Origin of the sequence: Pseudomonas sp. CNPSo 3701 (genome assembly GCF_028674975.1) — a bacterium.
Classification (GTDB): domain Bacteria; phylum Pseudomonadota; class Gammaproteobacteria; order Pseudomonadales; family Pseudomonadaceae; genus Aquipseudomonas; species Aquipseudomonas straminea.
Map to the genome: position 1 here is coordinate 328404 of NZ_JAQZSI010000004.1, position 17642 is coordinate 346045.

Below are 17642 nucleotides of genomic sequence, written 5' to 3' on the forward strand. Positions count from 1 at the left end.
TCACGTTCTCCTTAATTCACGAATCAATTGGGGCACGCTCAGGAACACGTGCAGACACATACTCTTGGTCATCATGACGAACAGCGGCCGCGTCTTGCGCGACAGCAACAGGCTCACGTAGCCGGCCACGCCGTAGGAAATCAGCGTCGCCCAAGCAGAGCCGACCACGCCGTGGCTTCTGATGAGGAAATAGTTGAGGACGATGTTGCTCAGCGCACCGAGGCCCTGGGTGACCAGGGAAAAGATGAAGGCCTCTTCGATGATGATCCACTTGCTGAACAGCGCGCGCATGAACACGAAGGTGGCCGCGAAGATATGCACGGCCAGCACCGGTCCGGCATCGGCGTACTGCTGGCCATACAGCAGATTGACGATCCAGTCGGAAAGGAAGAACACCACCACAGCCAGGGCGAAAGCCATGAAGAACAGCACGTCCAGCGACACCTGCATGAAGCGGTTGTAGCCGGCGGTATCGGTCTTGTGCAGGTCGATCATCTTCGGGAAGACCGAGGCCATGAGGATGGTCGGAATCAGGTACCAGGCCTCGGACAGGCGCGAGGCTGCCGAGTACACCCCCACGGCATACTCGCCGAGCATGTACTGCAGCATGATCTGGTCGACCTTCAGGTAGATCACCGCCGACAGCGAGCCCATGAAGATCAGGAAGCTCTTCTTCAGCAGGGTCTTGCCCAGCGACCAGGAAAAGTCGAAGCGGAAATCGCGCTTGAGCATCACCGCGTAGCAGACCAGGATCGCCGAGGTGATCATCACCACCACCACGTGGGCCAGGGCGATGTACACCAGGCCCGCACCGGCGACGGCGAGGATCATCTTCAGGCCGTTGCCACCCAGCTGACCCACGAACCCGGCCACCGCTGCGTACTTGGCCTGCACCCGCGCCTGGAACCAGTCGATGAGCATCTCGAACGGGGTGAAGAACAGCGCCAGGGCGGTGAACAGCAGTACCAGGAAGTTCTGGTCGTTGCCGAACAGGTAGGTGCTCATCATGATCACGAAGGCGATCACCGAGCAGCCCACCTTGATCAGGAACACCGTGGAGAGAATCTGGTCCTCGTTGTCCGGATTGCTGCGCAGCTCCTTGACCACCAGGCCGGTGAGCCCCAGGTGCACGACGATGCTGAGCAAGCCCAGCAGCGCCAACGCATAGTTGAGGTAACCGAAATCCTCGGGGCCCAGATACCGCGCCAGCACCACGGTGGTGGCCAGGCCGATGGCCAGCATCAGAAACTTCTCGGCCAGCATCCAGCCGGAATTGAGGAGGTACTTCATGCCCTCCTGGACACGCGAGGCACTCATCGAGCAGGCGACTCCAGGCGCATGTAGCTGCGGGCTTCCTCCAGCGAGAGTTTCTGCGAGTACGGCACCAGGCCAGTGTCGGCAGCGTAGCCCAGGGAAATGAACATCACGATGCGCTCATCCGGGTCGAGCTTGAGCAGCTTGGCCGCCGCCTCTTCACGCTCGGGGATGTCCGGCCAGTTGATCGAGCACGACGACACACCCTGGGTTTCCAGCGCGAACATGAAGGACATCGCCGCCAGGGCGCCGTCGATGTAGATCACGTGACGGTCACGCACATGGGGATAGGCGCGCAAGCGACCGACCACGGCGACGATAGCCGGGAAGTTGTGATCGAAACCGGCCACGCCCATTGGCAGGCGCGAAGCCTGGGCCACGGACGCCGGATCATCGAACACCACGAAACGGTACGGCTGGCGGTTACAGGCGCTCGGCGACTGCACGGCGACTTCTACGGCCTTGTCGATCACCTCGCGCGGCACCGGGCGGTCCTGCTGATACCAGCGCACCGAACGGCGCTTCATGGCCAGCTGACGCATGGCGGTGAAGTCCACGCTCGGCGTGCTCACGTCGGCGGCGAACGGCACGCGCTCGGCATCCGGGTTGCGCAGGGTTTCCGGCGAGCCGCTGGGGCGCTCCAGGCGGGCGAACTTCTCGCGGGCACGGTTGAGCACCGGGTGATCGCCCGTTACGGCGAAGTATTCGGCGAGTACGTCATGGGCCCAGCTGACTTCGTCGCGATCCACATTGCCCTTGAGCGAGGCGATGTAGCTGTCGACGGTGTCGTTGATGTAGTCCAGGGCGAACACCTGGCGCCGCGGCTGCATGATCAGGCCCTTCTCGATGCGGTGCACGGCGCGACGCAGGAAGTAGTTCACCGGCTCGGCACCGGAGAGGTTCTGCTCATGCTGCAAGTGGCCGACCACCACCGCGTAGGCTTCACGGTCGAAGGCCGAGGAGAAGAACGAGTAATGGAAACGGCGCAACATGGCCGAGCGCGACAGCGCGCGGATCCAGCCCATGGCAAGCCGCTTCTGCAATGCCTTGAGGTTATCGATACTGTCCCGCGGCAAAACCTTCTTGAGGGATTCTTTCAACATTTTCATAGGCTGTGATTACCGTTCAATGGTTAATATCTCCCCCACAATCGCCGTAACGGTACGGCGACACTCGATTGATGGACGCTGGCAGTTCTAAGCCGAACCACAGGCACCTGCACACCAGCCACTGCTCGTCGAGGCAATGCAGGCTGCAGCATCCCTTCCCTTTGCCAATCACCCGCCTGGCATCTACCTGCTCATGTTAGGCAGTGCAAAATCGGCATCAGGTGCTGCAACGGTTCGACATCCAACCCGATGTTTCGAGGGTGTTGGAGGCGGCGCTATGGGGCGCCGCTAATCGTTGTCAGGTTTTAGGACTACGCAGCAACGCTTTGATTCCACATCCACATGCTTTGCGTGAAAAAAGATGCCGAAAGTCCGTAAGGCCGCGCTTACAGGCGGGCTTGCAGGCCCTCTCAACGCCTGAACCCCACCTTTTTTCAGCACTCCCTTAGGCGTCAGCGCTCGGATAGCAAAGCGGCTAAGGTCTCGCTCAGCTCACGTTTTGAGAACGGTTTGGCAATACTACGCAGCGCCGGCGCTGCCGCCAGTTGCCCTACATCGGCAGCTGCGGCGACCACTAGTACGGCCAAGTGCGGACGTTCGGCCAGCGCCTTCTCGGCCAATTGCACACCGCTCATGCCGGGCAAGCTGACATCGCTGATCAGCAGGTCGAAAGACTCGCGCCCGAGCAGCTCGAGGGCCGCCTGCGGATCGGCGGCATTGACCAGTTGATGACCGCACTCGGCCGCCACTTCGCCGACCAGCAGACAGACCGACGAATCACTCTCCACCAGCAGGATGCGCGATTGCCCAGCCGGCGCCTCGTTCGCAGGCTGCCGTACCTGGGCCGCATCTTCGACCACTGGCAAGTAAAGACGCACCGTGGTGCCCACCTGCGGCTCGCTGTGAATGGTTACCTGTCCGCCACTCTGCCGAGCGAAGCCGTGCACCATGGACAGACCAAGACCACTGCCCTGGCCGACCAATTTGGTGGTGAAGAAGGGATCGAAAACCCGCTCCAGGGTTTCGTTGCTCATGCCGGTGCCGGTGTCCGACAGTGCAATCAACAGATAACGACCAGGCTGCAGGTCTGGCAAAGCCGCAAGGCTCTCCTGCTGCAGCTCGACGAGCGACGTATGCAGGCCGATCTCCCCACCACCCGGCATGGCGTCCCGGGCATTGACGGCGAGGTTGAGTATCGCGCTCTCCAGCTGCCGAGCATCGGCCAGCACCCGCACGCTGCCATGCTGGTAGTCGCCCTGCAGCACGATACCATCGCTGATAGAGCGCCGGATCAGCGCCTCGAGCGAGGCCATCAGGGGGCTCACCTCAATGGGCTGTGCCTCCAGCGGCTGGCGATGGGAAAGTGTAAGCAGACGCTGGGTCAGCGCGCTGGCGCGATCGGCAGAGATGCTCGCAGCCTCGATAAAGCGCGACAGGTCATCGAAACGCCCCGCGCCGACATGGCGCTTCATGATATCCAGCGCACCGATGATGCCGGTAAGCATGTTATTGAAATCATGGGCAACACCGTCGATCACCGACTCGACGGCGTCCATGCGCTGGCTCTGTTGCAAAGCCAGTTCCTCGTCAGGTGACAGCAACTGCTGGCTACCCTCTTTCAAGGCCTGCAAAGCGCTGCACAGCCCGCGGGAGGTGAATGGCTGCTCCACTATCAGACTGACGCCCTGCATACGCTGCACTGCCTGGAGCGTGCCATCAACCGAGCCCAGCAGCACCACGGGAATTCTCGAATCCGCGAACCTGGCCAGGGCTTCGGCATGGCTGTCGAGCAGTTGCTCAGCTAGCAGCACAGCATCGACGCTCTCATCAAGGGCGTCAAACATCTCGGAAAGGTTCGCGCAAGCAAGGCAATTGGCGCCAAGCGGCGCGAGCAGCGGCAGGAGTTGCTTGGCTTGATCACTACGGATCAGGATGCGCATGGATGAATTCCTCACGCGTCGATGCAGGCGCGACAGCGCAGTGCGCAGGCAGGCACTGTGAAGCCATCTGCGTGGGCAGTCAGACGTTCGCTGCAACCATCTTGGGCGCACGACTTCAACACACCAAGCATGGCACCAACCGATGCCCGCCTTATATCCTCATCCATGATTCTCGCGCCCTGGACACTTCACTGTGCTGGGGCACATCGACCTTCACCCCAGCTTGCGCAGCGTTCGACCGCCACGCCAACGAGGCGTTCCGCTTGTGCTTAATGAGGAGGAGATAGCGGCTGATCAGCTCGGGCCGATCAGTTCCTTGACCTTGGCGATGACCAGGTTGATGTCGAACGGCTTGTCGAACACCGCGGCGAACAATTCGGGGCTGGCGCGCCCGACGCTGCCCTGGGCGCCACTCATGAGGATGATCGGCAGCTCTGCCGATCCAGGCCTGGCACGGATGGCCCGGGCAAATTCGAGACCATCCATCACCGGCATCATGAAGTCGGTGATCACCAGCTCAGGGCGCTCACGATCGAGCACCTCGAGGCCGCGCCGGCCATTGCTGGCCTTCACCACCATGTAGCCTTCGTCTTCCATGGCATAGCCGAGAATATCCGCAATCAGGTATTCGTCGTCGACTATCAGGATGGTTGTCATAGTTTATCGGCTCGGTCAGGCACACATGGCTCAGGCGTCCTGCGCAGGGACGGCATTGCCTGACAGCGCACCAGCCGCATGTCTGAAGGCCTTGCTGAGTTCAATACCATGATCACTGATGACCACTTCCAGGAGCGAGGGATCGTAACGGCTGTCCCTCATCTTAAGTATGGAAAGAAGGCGCTTTAGTTCAGCGTCTTTTTCCACGAAACGCATGAGAATGAGATTGTCGACGATGCTCGACAGCTCCGGCGCCGGGGCGTTGATCTCGGCCGCGAACAGGTCGCGCATTTCCCAGGTGGCGAACACCGTCACACCCATGGCACGCAGCTGGCTCATCAGCGCGCTGAAGAACTCGATCAGCCGAGTGCTGCCAGTGGCGACGCGGGCCATGCCGCCGAGGCTGTCGATATGCAGGCGCTTGACGCCCTTCTCACGTACCGCCTTGATGACCCGCGCGCCCAGACCGTCGAGCAACCCTTCGGTGGTCGGCTGCCACATGATGTGCAGCGCGCCTTGTGCTTCCAACGCCTCCAGGTCGATGCCAAGGGCCTTGGACTTGAGGCGCAGGCGTTGCGGGGTTTCATAGAAACCAAAATGCAGACCTGGCTCCTCGACGGTGGATTGCGCCAGGAAGTTGAGCCCCAGGGTGGTCTTTCCGACGCCCGCAGGCCCCATGATCAGGGTGACCGACGAAGCCGACAGTCCGCCACCGATCAGCCCGTCCAGGCTCGGGATGCCACTGGAAACCAGCCCCAGGGTTTCGCTGTCCGGCTGACTCGGGTGGCTGTACAGACTCTCCAGGCGCGGGTGGATCACCAACCCGTCGTCGGTGATCTCGCACTCGTGCAGGCCGGACAAGGCGCCGCTGCCACGGGTCTTGCGCAGGTGGATGCGGCGCACCGAGCGAGCACCGAATAACTCCTCCCCCATCTCGATCACGCCATCGACCATGGTGTGTTCAGGGCTGCCATCGTCCAGCCGCGAGCTGGTCAGGAACAGCACCGTGCAGCCGGCGAAGGCCGCATGGCCCTGCAGCTCGGAGATGAATTTCTTGGTGTCGATCTGGTTCTCGGCCTTGGAACGGGCGTTGAGCAGGCCGTCGACGATCAACAAGGTGGCCTTCTGGCGACTGATCTCGCGGCGCAGCAGCTTGACGACTTCATCGAGCCCTTCGTTTTCCAGGGTGTCGAATGCGCTGACAAACTGAATCTCGGCGCCAACCTTGCTGGGGTCGAAAAAGCTCATCGTGGAAAGAAACTGAAAGAGCCTTTCATGGGACTCGGCCAGCAGGGTGGCGACCAGAACCCGGCCCCCGTCGCGTACGTGGTTGAACGCGACCTGGTTGGCGAGAATCGTCTTGCCAGAGCCGGGGCGCCCCTGAACGATATAGGATGCACCGGCCACCAGACCGCCCTTCAATAGAGCGTCAAGACCCTCGATCCCACTTTGCAGGCGTTGTAGCTGTTCCAAGATCTGGCGAGCCTCAGTCGAATGTGCGCCTGTCTGGCCTGGGTACTCAAGTACGTGTCCCAAGCGCCGCAGGGCTGGCTGAAAAAATGATTGGCGATACTAACATGTCATAACGGTTCATCTGCCAGACCGCCGACGATCGCCGGCAAGTAAAGCCTGATCAGAGTGCCCCGGCCAGCGGCGCTGTCGATCTGCACCCCGCCTTTTGCCTGACGGGCAAAACCATAGACCTGACTCAGGCCTAATCCGGTTCCCTTGTCGACATCCTTGGTGGTGAAAAATGGCTCGAACAAACGCGAGCGAATCGACGGATCGATCCCGCAGCCTTGATCAGCCACGATGATTTCCACGAATTCACCATGCAGCCCGCCCACCTCGCCGGCCAACTGCCGGTTGCAAGCCTGCAGCTGCACTTCGCCCACCCCACCCATGGCATCGCGTGCATTGAGCACCAGATTGAGCAGGGCCATTTCCAGCTCGCTGGGGTCGAGCTGTACGGGATGCAGTCCCTCATCGACCTGCATGCGCAACGTCATGGTTCGGGGCAGTGCCTGGTCGATAAAGGTGGCCGCAGCATCCAGTAACTCGTCGAGATCGACCTGCCGAGTGGCCTTGGGCTCGCAGCGAGCGAAGGTCAGCAGATTGCGGGTCATCTGCGCCCCCCGCTGACCCGCCGTCTGTATGCTGTCCAGCAGACTGGCCAGGCGTTCGGGATCGTCGGTACGGCTGGCCAGCTTGGCGGCGCTGAGGATGATGGTCAGCAGATTATTGAAGTCGTGGGCCATGCCGCCGCTCAACTGTCCGAGGGCTTCGAGCTTCTGAGCCTGGAACAACTGGGCGCGCAGCGCTTCGTAACGGCCTTCGGCTTCGCGGCGGTCGGTGATGTCGCGGGTGATCTTGGCCAGGCCGATGACCTCGCCCAGCTCGTTGCGGATCGCATCGATGACCACCAGCGCCCAGAAACGCGTACCGTCCTTGCGCACTCGCCAGCCCTCGTCCTGGGCGCGGCCTTCGCGGCGCGCCAGTTCGAGCAAGTAATCGGGCTTGCCTGCCTGGCGGTCTTCATCGGTGTAGAACAATGACAGGTGCTGACCGATGGCCTCGTTGGCGTCATAGCCCTTGATGCGAGCCGCGCCAGCGTTCCATGACACCACGACACCTGCCGGGTCGAGCATGAAGATGGCGTAGTCGACGACCGCCTGCACGAGCATCTCGTAATGGCGCTCGGTCAGGGTACCCGGTGAAAAAGGCGCAAACTGGCTATTCATGGGGCCCGTTCCAGACGGCGATGAAGGTGCAGTGTAGTCCGCGACCGCTGCCGAATGACAATGCGTTGTACCACCCGCCCATCCCGTAGCGATTGCCAGATGACGGGCGGCCTGATATCTGTATAAAAAAACAGTACCCCGCCGCCCCCATGTCTTCAACCCTTGATCCTCGTTTTTATTACCTGCACAACTTTCGCAAGGCCCTGGCCTGGATCGGCGATCGCCATGCCGACCTGCTCGACGCCCGCGAACAGGCTTTTCTACAGGTCTTCGATGCCCTCGACTGGTCGGCACAGGCCCTGCTGGTACGCATGATCATGCGCAAGGGTGTGCACTTTCGCGCCAGCAAGCTCAATTACGAGGAGATCGGTTGCTGCCGTCAGGCTGCTGCGGCGCTGATCGCCACTGGCTGGGTAGTCGATGATGCCGCGCTGAGCCTCGATGAACTGCTGGCCCTGCTGCGCAAGGACGAGATCGTCGCCAGCTTCGCCGCCCAGCTCAGCGACCGGCGCGCCCGTAAGGACGACCTGGCTCTGCAGCTCGCCGAGCACTTCGAGACCAGCCAGGCATTCGCCGCCTGGTGCCCGGCACTTGATGACATGCTCTACAGCCTGACCATCGACGATTTGAGCGAGCGCCTGCGGCTGATGTTCTTTGGCAACCTGCGCCAGGAGTGGTCGGAATTCGTGCTCGCCGACCTGGGCATCTTCCGTTACGAGCGGGTCGACTTCCCGGCTGACTCGCGGGCCCTACGCTGCCGCGAGGACGTCGATGACTACCTGCACCTGCAGCGCTGCCGCGAAGTTTTCGAAGCCGGTGAAGTCAGCGATGAACTGCTTGCCTGCATCGATGCGCGTCGCTACGACAACCCCTACATCGCCGAACGCCGCGCCAAGCTGCTGTTTCGCATCGGCCAGCATCTGGAACGCTGCGCAGAATTCGATCTGGCCCTGCAGGTTTACGCCAGCAGCGGTTATGGCGCGGCGCGGCAAAGGCGTATCCGCGTGCTGGAGCGCACCCTGCAGCACCGCGAGGCCTTCGAGCTGGCCAGCCAGGCGGTGGCCGAGCCGCTCAGCGACGGCGAGCTGCAACTGGCCGAACGGGCACTGGTGCGCCTGAGCCGCCACCTTGGCCTACCGACACAGAAGCGCAGCAAGGCGCAGGCGCCGGCACGCCTGGATCTGCAACTGCCGCGTGCGCCGCTGCTGGCGGTCGAGCAGATGGTGCAGCTGCACCTGCAACGTAGCGAGGCGCCGGTGCACTACGTCGAGAACACGCTGATCTGCAGCCTGTTCGGCCTGCTCTGCTGGCCGGCGATCTTCGCTGCGATTCCCGGTGCGTTCTTTCATCCGTTTCAGCACGGCCCGGCGGATCTGCTCACCGCCGAGTTCTATGCGCGGCGCCGCATGCTGTTCGCCGAATGCCTCGCCCAGCTCGAGGACGAGCGCTACCGCGACAGCATTCGCCAAACCTACCGCGACAAGTTCGGCATCCAGTCGCCCTTCGTGCACTGGGGCGTGCTCAACGAAACGTTGCTCGAACAGGCACTGGACTGCCTACCGGCGGCGCATCTGCAGGCGTGGTTTCGCCGCCTGCTCGGCGATATCCAGGCCAACCGCTCGGGCATGCCGGATCTGATCCAGTTCTGGCCCGAAGAGAAGCGCTACCGGATGATCGAGGTGAAAGGCCCGGGTGATCGCCTGCAGGACAATCAGCGTCGCTGGCTGGCGTTCTGTGCCGAGCATGACATGCCGGTGGACGTCTGCTACGTGCAGTGGGCCGACGCGTGAGTTACCGCGTGGCAGTGCGCGCCCTGTGTGAGTTCACCGCCAAATGCGGCGACCTCGACCTGCGCTTCACACCCTCGCCTACTGCACAGGAAGGAATGGCTGGCCACGCCACGGTGGTCGCTCGGCGCAGCGAGCACTACGAGTCCGAAGTGCCATTGGCCGGCGAGTTCGCTTCGCTGCAGGTGCGCGGCCGGGCCGACGGCTTCGATCCGCTGAGCAATCTGCTCGAGGAAATAAAAACCCACCGAGGCGACATCAGCCGCATTCCCGACAACCACCGGCAACTGCACTGGGCCCAGGCACGGGTGTACGGCTGGCTGCTCTGCCAGAGCCGCGACCTCGATCAGATCGACCTCGCCGTGGTGTACTTCAACGTGCTGACCCAGAAGGAGAGCGTGTTCCGCGAAACCCGCACGGCCGCCGAGCTGCAGGCGTTCTTCGAGACACTGTGCCAGCGCTTCATCACCTGGGCCGAGCAGGAGCAGGCACACCGCCTGAGCCGTGACGCCGCGCTGAGCGAGCTGCGCTTTCCCCACGCCGAATTTCGTCTCGGCCAGCGGCAACTGGCCGAATCTGTTTACCGCGCCGCGCGCGACGGCCACTGCCTGATGGCCCAGGCCACTACCGGTATCGGCAAAACCCTGGGCACGCTGTTCCCCCAGCTCAAGGCGTTCCCGGAAAAACAGCTCGACCGTTTGTTTTTCCTGACCGCCAAGACGCCGGGCCGGCAACTGGCGCTGCATGCCCTGGATATCCTGCGCGGCGAATCATTGCCGCTGCGGGTGCTGGAGCACGTGGCGCGGGACAAGGCCTGCGAACACCCGGACAAGGCCTGTCACGGTGAGTCCTGCCCGCTGGCCCGCGGCTTCTACGACCGCTTGCCGGCAGCTCGCCAGATGGCAGTGGAGCGCGTCTGGCTGGACCAGGCCGCGGTGCGCGAGATCGCCCTGCAGCATGACGTCTGCCCCTACTATCTGAGCCAGGAGCTGACACGCTGGGCCGACGTGGTGGTGTGCGACTACAACTACTACTTCGACCTCAGCGCCCTGCTCTACAGCCTCACGCTGATCAACGAATGGCGGGTGACGCTACTGGTCGACGAAGCCCACAACCTGATCGAACGCGCCCGGCGCATGTACAGCGCCGAACTCGACCAAGCACGCTTCGAGGCCATGCGCAGCAACGCACCCAAGGGCCTGAGCGCGGTACTGACGCGCATCAGCCGGCACTGGAAGCAGCTGCACAAGGAGCAGCAAGCTGATTACCAGACCTATCCGCAGCCACCGGACCTGCTGCTCCTATCCCTGCAGAAAGCGGTCAGCGCGCTCACCGACCACCTGACCGACCAGCCCACCGGCAACGACGGCGAGTTGCTGCAGTTCTACCTCGATGCCATGGCCTTCTGCCGGCTGGCCGAAGCCTTCGGCCCCCATTCGCTGTTCGATATCAGCCGCCAGTCGGATCTGCGTGGCCGCAGCCATTCGCTGCTGTGTCTGCGCAACGTGGTGCCGGCGCCCTTCCTGGCGCCGCGCTTCGAGGACAGCCACAGCACTACATTGTTTTCCGCCACCCTGAGCCCGGCCCGCTACTACGCCGACCTGCTCGGCCTGCCCGAGGCGACGCCGTGGGTGGATGTCGAATCACCGTTCCAGGCCGCGCAACTCGAGGTACAGGCGGTGAGCAACCTGTCGACCCGCTACCAGCACCGCGAGCGCTCCCTGGCGCCCATCGTGGCGCTGATGGCGCGGCAGTTCGCCGAGCGCCCGGGCAACTACCTGGCGTTCTTCAGCAGCTACGCCTATTTGCAGCAGGTACTGGAGCTGTTCGACCGTGAGCATCCGCAGCTCACCCGCTGGGTGCAGGCGCGGCAGATGGATGAAGGCGAACGCCAGCAGTTTCTCCAGCGCTTCGAGCCCGGCGGTCAAGGTATCGGCTTCGCGGTGCTCGGCGGGGTATTCGGTGAAGGCATCGACCTGCCGGGAGACCGGCTGATCGGCGCCTTCATCGCCACCCTGGGGCTGCCGCAGATCAACCCGATCAACGAGCAGATCAAGGCGCGTATGGCCGAGATGTTCGGCAGCGGCTATGACTACACCTACCTGTATCCCGGCCTGCAAAAGGTCGTGCAGGCTGCTGGGCGGGTAATCCGCACGCCCCAGGACAGCGGCGTGGTACACCTGATGGACGACCGCTTCACCCAGCCCGAGGTGCGTGCCCTGCTGCCGGGCTGGTGGCAGGTGCAACGCAGCCGGGTGCCGCAGACGCCAATGCCGGTGCCGCCTCTCGCTCGTCAATCATCTCGACCGCAACCGACGCCGGCGCCGCGCGTGCCGGCCCTCACCCAGCGCGGACTGTTCGATCCGCCCACCTGAAAGAAGCCGGCAGCTCCTTGCCAACAGTGGCAAAAACCTGCCGACCGGTCAGCCACTTCACAAAAAATACGCAGGAATATCAGTCCGTTATCGCTATAAAACGGCCTGGCACAGCCCTTGCTGAGTTAGACGCTCAGATCAGGGAGGCCTTGTCATGAGCATCATTGGTTCGCTCAACCACTACGGCATGAGCACAGCGCTGCAGCGCACCCGTGCCGACGAACTGGATTTCAAGAAAAGCAGCGATGCGGCACTGCTCGTCGAGCCCGGTAAACCGCGGGAAAACGAACGAGTCGCGCCAGCATTCAAGAGCGATGAGTCAAACGCCCACCAGCAGGCGTACGACGAAGCATTCGCGCGGATGCTCGTGACCCTCAACAGCTCAGCGCATAACGCGAACGACAACCTGCAGGAAACCGGTGCCCTGGCGGCCAGCGATGAGCAAAAGGTCCCGCCCAAACCGAGCGCCCGGGATGACTTCATGGCCTATATGGCCATGACCCCGGCGGAGAAGATGCGCGACAAAATCCTCAAGGAAGTCGGCATCACCGAGGAAGACCTGGAGAACATGCAGCCTGAGCAGCGTGCCGCCGCAGAGCGCGAAATTGCCGAGAAGATGAAGATGCTTCAGGAGTTGCAGGCCGCGCAGGATGAACCCGGCAGCCTGCACGAGCATGCCTGATCAGCGCAGGCGGTCGACCATCTGGCCGATCACGCCGAACATGTCGGCCGCCAGCTTCATCGAGCGTTCGCCGTTCCAACCGGTCGCTGGGTTCGGCGTATCGTCATGGTCCTTGAAGGGCATCTCCAGGGTGAACGACAGGCAATCGAATTCCTGTCCGACTGCATTGCAGGCCAGGTTCAGATTGGCCTGGCCCGGTGCGCTGCGCGGGTAGCCGAAGCGGGTCTGGAACTCGGCGCCACTATCCACCAGGCGCTGGCGAAACTCGTTTTCCAGCGCTTCCAGTCGCGGCGTGAAGCCCGGGTTGCCTTCGCAACCGGCGGTGAACACGTGGGGAATTTCCTCGTCGCCGTGGATATCCAGAAACAGGTCCACGCCGATCTCACGCATCGCCTGCTGGACGAAAAACACTTCCGGGCTGCGCTCCACATTTGCCGACTGCCACGCGCGGTTCAGGTCCTGCCCCGCCGCATTGGTGCGCAGATGGCCGCGGAAGGCGCCGTCCGGATTCATGTTCGGCACCAAGTACAGATCGGCCTGCTGCAGCAAGGCGTCCAGCTCACCATCGCCGGAATCGCTAAGGCGCCTGACGACGCCCTCCATGAACCATTCCGCCATGTGCTCGCCCGGATGCTGTTGGGCGATGATCCATACCTTGCGAGTCGCGCTCGCGTGGCGGTGCACGCGCAGCAATTCGATATCGCGGCCCTCGATGCTGCGCCCGCTGGCTTGAAGCTCGATACCTGGCAGGGCCAGCGCCTGCTCGATCAGCGCGGCATGTCGTGCGCGGCTGTAGGGCTCGAAATAGGCGAACCAGATCTGCGCCTGCTCGGGCTCCAGACCGAAGCTCAGCGCGCCATTCTCGAAGCGGCTCGTTACACGGAACCAGGTCTGCTGATCGTAGGAAGCAGCGGCGTTGTAGCCCGTCCAGGCATGGCTGTAGGCCGACTGCCCGGCATTGGTGATGCTGAAGTCGTGACGCGCGCCGGGAGTCAGGCCCTCGACGTGGAAATGAAACCACTGGAAATGGTCGCTGTTGAGGTCCTTGCGCATGGCCAGCAGCACCTTGTGCGGGTCGCTGGCGTCCTGCACGAGGATGTTGCCGCTGTCGAAATCCGAACTGATCTTCATGGCTCTGCTCGTTGCTGTGTTCACGGTGGCCGCAGCATCGCAGGTTCCCGGCGCCGAGGAAATGCACAGACGACGATTGCAGCAGGCGGTGCTGCGTCGCACACTGGCGCCTTCATTTACTGAATCAGCGGAGCTACCGTGTCCCTAGCCGATGACCCAAACCGCCAGCACGTGCTGGACGCCGCCGACGCCCTGGATTGCACGGTCTATCGCCCGGACGAGGACGACCTGGACGCCGAGGAAGAGGATCTGGGCGATGCCAAGGTGCTGTTCACCGGCCCCTTCGAGCCACCCCTGGAATGGGACGCCGCCGAGCGCAAGGATTACTTCGACGGCACCGATCCGGCACTGTTCGTCACCGCGCTGATCGCCTGCGAAGCCACGCCGGGTTCCAAGGCCTTTTTCACGCCCCAGGCCGGTGACCTGCTGGCGGCCATGAACGCGGGCAAGGTCGAGATGTACTTTGTTTGCGAGCGCCTGGACGACGAAACTGGCAGCAGTTACGTGCTGATCCGTGACGAAGAGATCGACTGAATCGCGCCGCCAACAGGCATAAAGAAGGTTCTTCGTTCTATAGGGAAGCGCCTAATTGATACCGGACTGGCAAATCAGTGTGCCTTCTCGTTAGGTGCTTGGACGCCGCTGCGTTGTGCGCAGAAATTCCTTGTTTCGCCCCCTCGGGCGACTCACTTTTCTTTGAAGTGCGCAAAGAAAAGTAAGCAAAAGAAAGCGCACCCCATCATACGGCCCCAGCTGCGCCGGGGTTCGTTCGCTCCATCGTCGCTCCGAGGGTCGGCTTACAAGGGCCATCCCTGGCCCTTTAAGCCTCTCGCGGCATCCATGCCGCTCGCCCCTCTACGCAACGATTCCACTCACCCTCCTGAAGGGGACATTCGCGCGCCTGCACGACCGGGCATACTTTTTGGTATGCACGGGATAGCACCCAGGTCAGCCTATGGCTGACCCCATTTTCAAGCACATAAGGCTCCGGTGAATTGCCGCCGATTCAATGGGGCGCGCAGAGCCCGTCCAGAAGGGCGAACGCAATCGTCGTGGAAGAGGTTGAGCGGCATGGATGCCGCGAGAGCCGCGATGGGCCATGGATGGCCCTTCGCGGCGGGCCTCTGGAATGACGATGGAGTGAGCGAACCCCGGCGCAGCCGGGGCCGGATGATCGGGCGGAGGGGTTTGGTTACTTTTGCCCGCAAAAGTGACTCGCCCGACAGGGCGAAACGGGAGACGTTAGTAGGACGTCGATAAGCCGATAGGCCGCTTGAGCGCCGAAAAAATCCGTAAAATCACACAAACTTGCCAGTCCGGTATTAACCCGCACGCTCCCAAACTCAGCAAAAAAACGGGCCCGCTGGGCCCGTTTTTCATACACAGCAGTTGATCAGCTCCGGATCAGGTGATCGAACGCGCTGAGCGAAGCCTTGGCGCCCTCGCCCACGGCGATGACGATCTGCTTGTACGGCACAGTGGTCACGTCGCCGGCCGCGAAGATGCCGGGCAGCGAGGTTTCGCCACGGGCGTCGACGATGATCTCGCCACGGTCCGACAGCTCCACCGAGCCCTTGAGCCACTCGGAGTTGGGCAGCAGGCCGATCTGCACGAAGATGCCTTCCAGCTCTACCGGGATGAACGCATCGGAGTTGCGATCCTTGTAGACCAGGCCGGTGACCTTCTGGCCGTCGCCTTTCACTTCACTGGTCAGGGCGCTGGTGATCACCTTAACGTTGGGCAGGCTGTAGAGCTTCTTCTGCAGCACGGCGTCGGCGCGCAGCTTGCTGTCGTACTCGAGCAGGGTTACCTCGGCGACGATACCGGCCAGGTCGATGGCCGCTTCCACGCCAGAGTTACCGCCACCGACCACCGCCACGCGCTTGCCCTTGAACAGCGGGCCGTCGCAGTGCGGGCAGTAGGCCACTCCCTTGTTACGGTATTCCTGCTCGCCCGGCACGTTCATCTCTCTCCAGCGGGCACCGGTGGAGAGAATCACGGTCTTGGCTTTCAGGCTCGCACCGCTCTCGAACTTCACTTCATGCAGGCCGCCTTCGCTGGAAGCCGGAATCAGCGCGCTGGCGCGCTGCAGGTTCATGATGTCGACTTCGTACTGCTTGACGTGCTCTTCCAGGGCGCGGGCCAGTTTCGGACCTTCGGTTTCCTGCACCGAGATGAAGTTCTCGATGGCCATGGTGTCGAGCACCTGGCCGCCGAAACGCTCGGCGGCAACGCCGGTGCGGATGCCTTTACGGGCGGCGTAGATGGCCGCCGCAGCGCCAGCCGGGCCGCCACCGATGACCAGCACGTCGAAGGCTTCCTTGGCGTTCAGCCTCTCGGCATCACGGGCGGAGGCGCCGATGTCGATCTTGGCGAGAATCTGCTCGGCGTCCATACGGCCCTGGCCGAACAGTTCGCCGTTCAGGTAGATGCTCGGTACCGACATGATCTGGCGGGACTCGACTTCATCCTGGAACAGCGCACCGTCGATGGCAACGTGGCGGATGTTCGGGTTGAGCACGGCCATCAGGTTCAGTGCCTGGACCACGTCCGGGCAGTTCTGGCAGGACAGCGAGAAATAGGTCTCGAAGTTGAATTCGCCTTCCAGGTTCTGGATCTGCTCGATCACCTCGGCCGCCAGCTTCGACGGGTGGCCACCAACTTGCAGCAGGGCCAGCACCAGCGAAGTGAATTCATGGCCCATCGGCAAACCGGCGAAACGCAGGCTAATGTTGCCATCCGGGCGATTCAGCGCGAACGATGGCTTGCGGGCATCGTTGCCATCGGTTTTCAGGGTGATCTTGTCGGTCAAGCTGACGATATCGTCGAGCAGGCCTTTGAGTTCCTGAGACTTGTCGCTGTCATCGAGGGACGCGACGATCTCGAACGGCTGGCTGACCTTTTCCAGGTACGCCTTCAACTGGGTTTTAAGGGTTGCGTCCAACATATACGAGTCCTCAATGACGAAATTCGGGCAATAAAACGCCCGGACGGGTTACGCCCGGGCGTTCGGGCACCTTTAAAGCCTGTTGGCTTGTAGGTGGAAAATGGGATGTAGCGCGTCGCGAGCGACGGCAGTGCGAGGCGAAATCAGGCGAGGGCGCGGAGTTTACGAGCTGTAAATGAGCAGCCCGAGCCTGATTTCAACGAAGCAATGCCTAGCGCAGTAGCGCTACGCCCATTTTTAGATCTTGCCGACCAGGTCCAGGGAAGGAGCCAGAGTCTGAGCACCTTCTTTCCACTTGGCTGGGCACACTTCGCCCGGGTGAGCAGCGGTGTACTGAGCGGCTTGCAGCTTGCGCAGGGTCTCGGCCACGTCACGAGCGATCTCGTTGGAGTGGATTTCGACGGTCTTGATCTGGCCTTCTGGGTTGATCACGAAGGTGCCACGCAGCGCCAGACCTTCTTCAGCGATGTGCACGCCGAAAGCGTTGGTCAGTTGGTGAGTCGGGTCGCCGATCAGCGGGAACTTGGCTTTGCCAACGGCCGGCGAGGTTTCGTGCCATACCTTGTGGGAGAAGTGGGTGTCGGTGGTCACGATGTAGACCTCGGCACCAGCCTTCTGGAAGGCTTCGTAGTTGTTGGCGGCGTCTTCGATCTCGGTCGGGCAGTTGAAGGTGAAGGCGGCCGGCATGAAGATCAGGACGGACCACTTGCCTTTCAGGCTTTCCTCGGTGACTTCGATGAATTTGCCATTGTGAAAGGCATTGACCTTGAACGGCTGGACTTGAGTGTTAATCAAAGACATCTGTGAACTCCTTCGAGGGTTAGAAAATTTACAGGAGGGATAGTAGCCCCATGTGGACCAAAGAGCCCATTGATTGAAAGCATCAAACCAATAAGCTGAGTCAATCGAACCACATAAAAAGCCTGTTAAAACAGTAATCTGAAAATTTCATGCTCTGC

Annotated in this window: 13 protein-coding genes; 4 read left to right on the forward strand and 9 right to left on the reverse strand. The window is 62.0% G+C overall.

Translation table 11 applies throughout. The annotated features are described in order from the left end of the window. From PVA39_RS13895 to PVA39_RS13920, 6 genes are all read right to left on the reverse strand, one after another. Positions 1 to 1317, reverse strand: coding sequence for a flippase (locus PVA39_RS13895; protein WP_274124543.1), 1317 nt, complete (start codon positions 1315 to 1317; stop codon positions 1 to 3). Continuing rightward, the gene (locus PVA39_RS13900) at positions 1314 to 2423 is read right to left on the reverse strand and encodes a nitroreductase family protein (protein ID WP_051415016.1); all 1110 of its coding nucleotides are present in this window, start codon (positions 2421 to 2423) and stop codon (positions 1314 to 1316) included. The genes PVA39_RS13895 and PVA39_RS13900 overlap by 4 nt, the downstream gene beginning before the upstream one ends. 452 nt (positions 2424 to 2875) lie before the next feature. Next, positions 2876 to 4363: an ATP-binding protein gene (locus PVA39_RS13905; RefSeq protein WP_274124544.1), complete on the reverse strand. Its 1488-nt coding sequence runs from the start codon at positions 4361 to 4363 to the stop codon at positions 2876 to 2878. Between the two features lie 294 nt (positions 4364 to 4657). Beyond that, on the reverse strand, positions 4658 to 5020 hold the full coding sequence (locus tag PVA39_RS13910; protein ID WP_093502974.1) for a response regulator: 363 nt from the start codon (positions 5018 to 5020) through the stop codon (positions 4658 to 4660). Positions 5021 to 5050: 30 nt separating this feature from the next. After that, positions 5051 to 6493 (reverse strand): ATPase domain-containing protein, encoded by a 1443-nt coding sequence (locus tag PVA39_RS13915; RefSeq protein ID WP_337993287.1) that lies wholly within the window; start codon positions 6491 to 6493, stop codon positions 5051 to 5053. Positions 6494 to 6600: 107 nt separating this feature from the next. After that, the gene (locus tag PVA39_RS13920; RefSeq protein WP_274124545.1) at positions 6601 to 7761 is read right to left on the reverse strand and encodes a two-component system sensor histidine kinase NtrB; all 1161 of its coding nucleotides are present in this window, start codon (positions 7759 to 7761) and stop codon (positions 6601 to 6603) included. A 149-nt stretch (positions 7762 to 7910) separates the two neighbouring features. Here PVA39_RS13920 and PVA39_RS13925 point away from each other — a divergent pair, with 149 nt between their 5' ends. From PVA39_RS13925 to PVA39_RS13935, 3 genes are all read left to right on the forward strand, one after another. Beyond that, positions 7911 to 9551: a VRR-NUC domain-containing protein gene (locus tag PVA39_RS13925; RefSeq protein ID WP_274124546.1), complete on the forward strand. Its 1641-nt coding sequence runs from the start codon at positions 7911 to 7913 to the stop codon at positions 9549 to 9551. Further along, positions 9548 to 11923 carry an ATP-dependent DNA helicase gene (locus tag PVA39_RS13930; RefSeq protein ID WP_274124547.1) on the forward strand — a complete coding sequence of 792 codons (2376 nt, stop codon included), beginning with the start codon at positions 9548 to 9550 and terminating at the stop codon, positions 11921 to 11923. The genes PVA39_RS13925 and PVA39_RS13930 overlap by 4 nt, the downstream gene beginning before the upstream one ends. A gap of 154 nt (positions 11924 to 12077) precedes the next feature. Continuing rightward, entirely contained in the window at positions 12078 to 12605 is a 528-nt protein-coding gene (locus PVA39_RS13935; protein ID WP_274124548.1) for a hypothetical protein, read from the forward strand. On the opposite strand, the gene PVA39_RS13940 is transcribed toward PVA39_RS13935, so the two are convergent. After that, positions 12606 to 13736, reverse strand: coding sequence for a M14 family metallopeptidase (locus PVA39_RS13940; protein ID WP_274124549.1), 1131 nt, complete (start codon positions 13734 to 13736; stop codon positions 12606 to 12608). Positions 13737 to 13874: 138 nt separating this feature from the next. On the opposite strand from PVA39_RS13940, the gene PVA39_RS13945 reads away from it, so the two are divergent. Further along, positions 13875 to 14270 carry a hypothetical protein gene (locus PVA39_RS13945; protein WP_274124550.1) on the forward strand — a complete coding sequence of 132 codons (396 nt, stop codon included), beginning with the start codon at positions 13875 to 13877 and terminating at the stop codon, positions 14268 to 14270. A gap of 859 nt (positions 14271 to 15129) precedes the next feature. On the opposite strand, the gene ahpF is transcribed toward PVA39_RS13945, so the two are convergent. Together ahpF and ahpC are read right to left on the reverse strand one after the other, a co-directional pair. After that, on the reverse strand, positions 15130 to 16683 hold the full coding sequence (gene ahpF, locus PVA39_RS13950) for an alkyl hydroperoxide reductase subunit F (RefSeq protein WP_274124551.1): 1554 nt from the start codon (positions 16681 to 16683) through the stop codon (positions 15130 to 15132). Between the two features lie 237 nt (positions 16684 to 16920). Further along, positions 16921 to 17484 carry an alkyl hydroperoxide reductase subunit C gene (gene ahpC / locus PVA39_RS13955; protein ID WP_013790773.1) on the reverse strand — a complete coding sequence of 188 codons (564 nt, stop codon included), beginning with the start codon at positions 17482 to 17484 and terminating at the stop codon, positions 16921 to 16923. Positions 17485 to 17642: the final 158 nt, after the last annotated feature.

Coding starts and splice junctions, on each gene's coding strand:
- PVA39_RS13895 (WP_274124543.1), bottom strand. CDS start 1,317: ATGAGTGCCTCGCGTGTCCAGGAGGGCATGAAGTACCTCCTCAATTCC.
- PVA39_RS13900 (WP_051415016.1), bottom strand. CDS start 2,423: ATGAAAATGTTGAAAGAATCCCTCAAGAAGGTTTTGCCGCGGGACAGT.
- PVA39_RS13905 (WP_274124544.1), bottom strand. CDS start 4,363: ATGCGCATCCTGATCCGTAGTGATCAAGCCAAGCAACTCCTGCCGCTG.
- PVA39_RS13910 (WP_093502974.1), bottom strand. CDS start 5,020: ATGACAACCATCCTGATAGTCGACGACGAATACCTGATTGCGGATATT.
- PVA39_RS13920 (WP_274124545.1), bottom strand. CDS start 7,761: ATGAATAGCCAGTTTGCGCCTTTTTCACCGGGTACCCTGACCGAGCGC.
- PVA39_RS13925 (WP_274124546.1), top strand. CDS start 7,911: ATGTCTTCAACCCTTGATCCTCGTTTTTATTACCTGCACAACTTTCGC.
- PVA39_RS13935 (WP_274124548.1), top strand. CDS start 12,078: ATGAGCATCATTGGTTCGCTCAACCACTACGGCATGAGCACAGCGCTG.
- PVA39_RS13940 (WP_274124549.1), bottom strand. CDS start 13,736: ATGAAGATCAGTTCGGATTTCGACAGCGGCAACATCCTCGTGCAGGAC.
- ahpF (WP_274124551.1), bottom strand. CDS start 16,683: ATGTTGGACGCAACCCTTAAAACCCAGTTGAAGGCGTACCTGGAAAAG.
- ahpC (WP_013790773.1), bottom strand. CDS start 17,484: ATGTCTTTGATTAACACTCAAGTCCAGCCGTTCAAGGTCAATGCCTTT.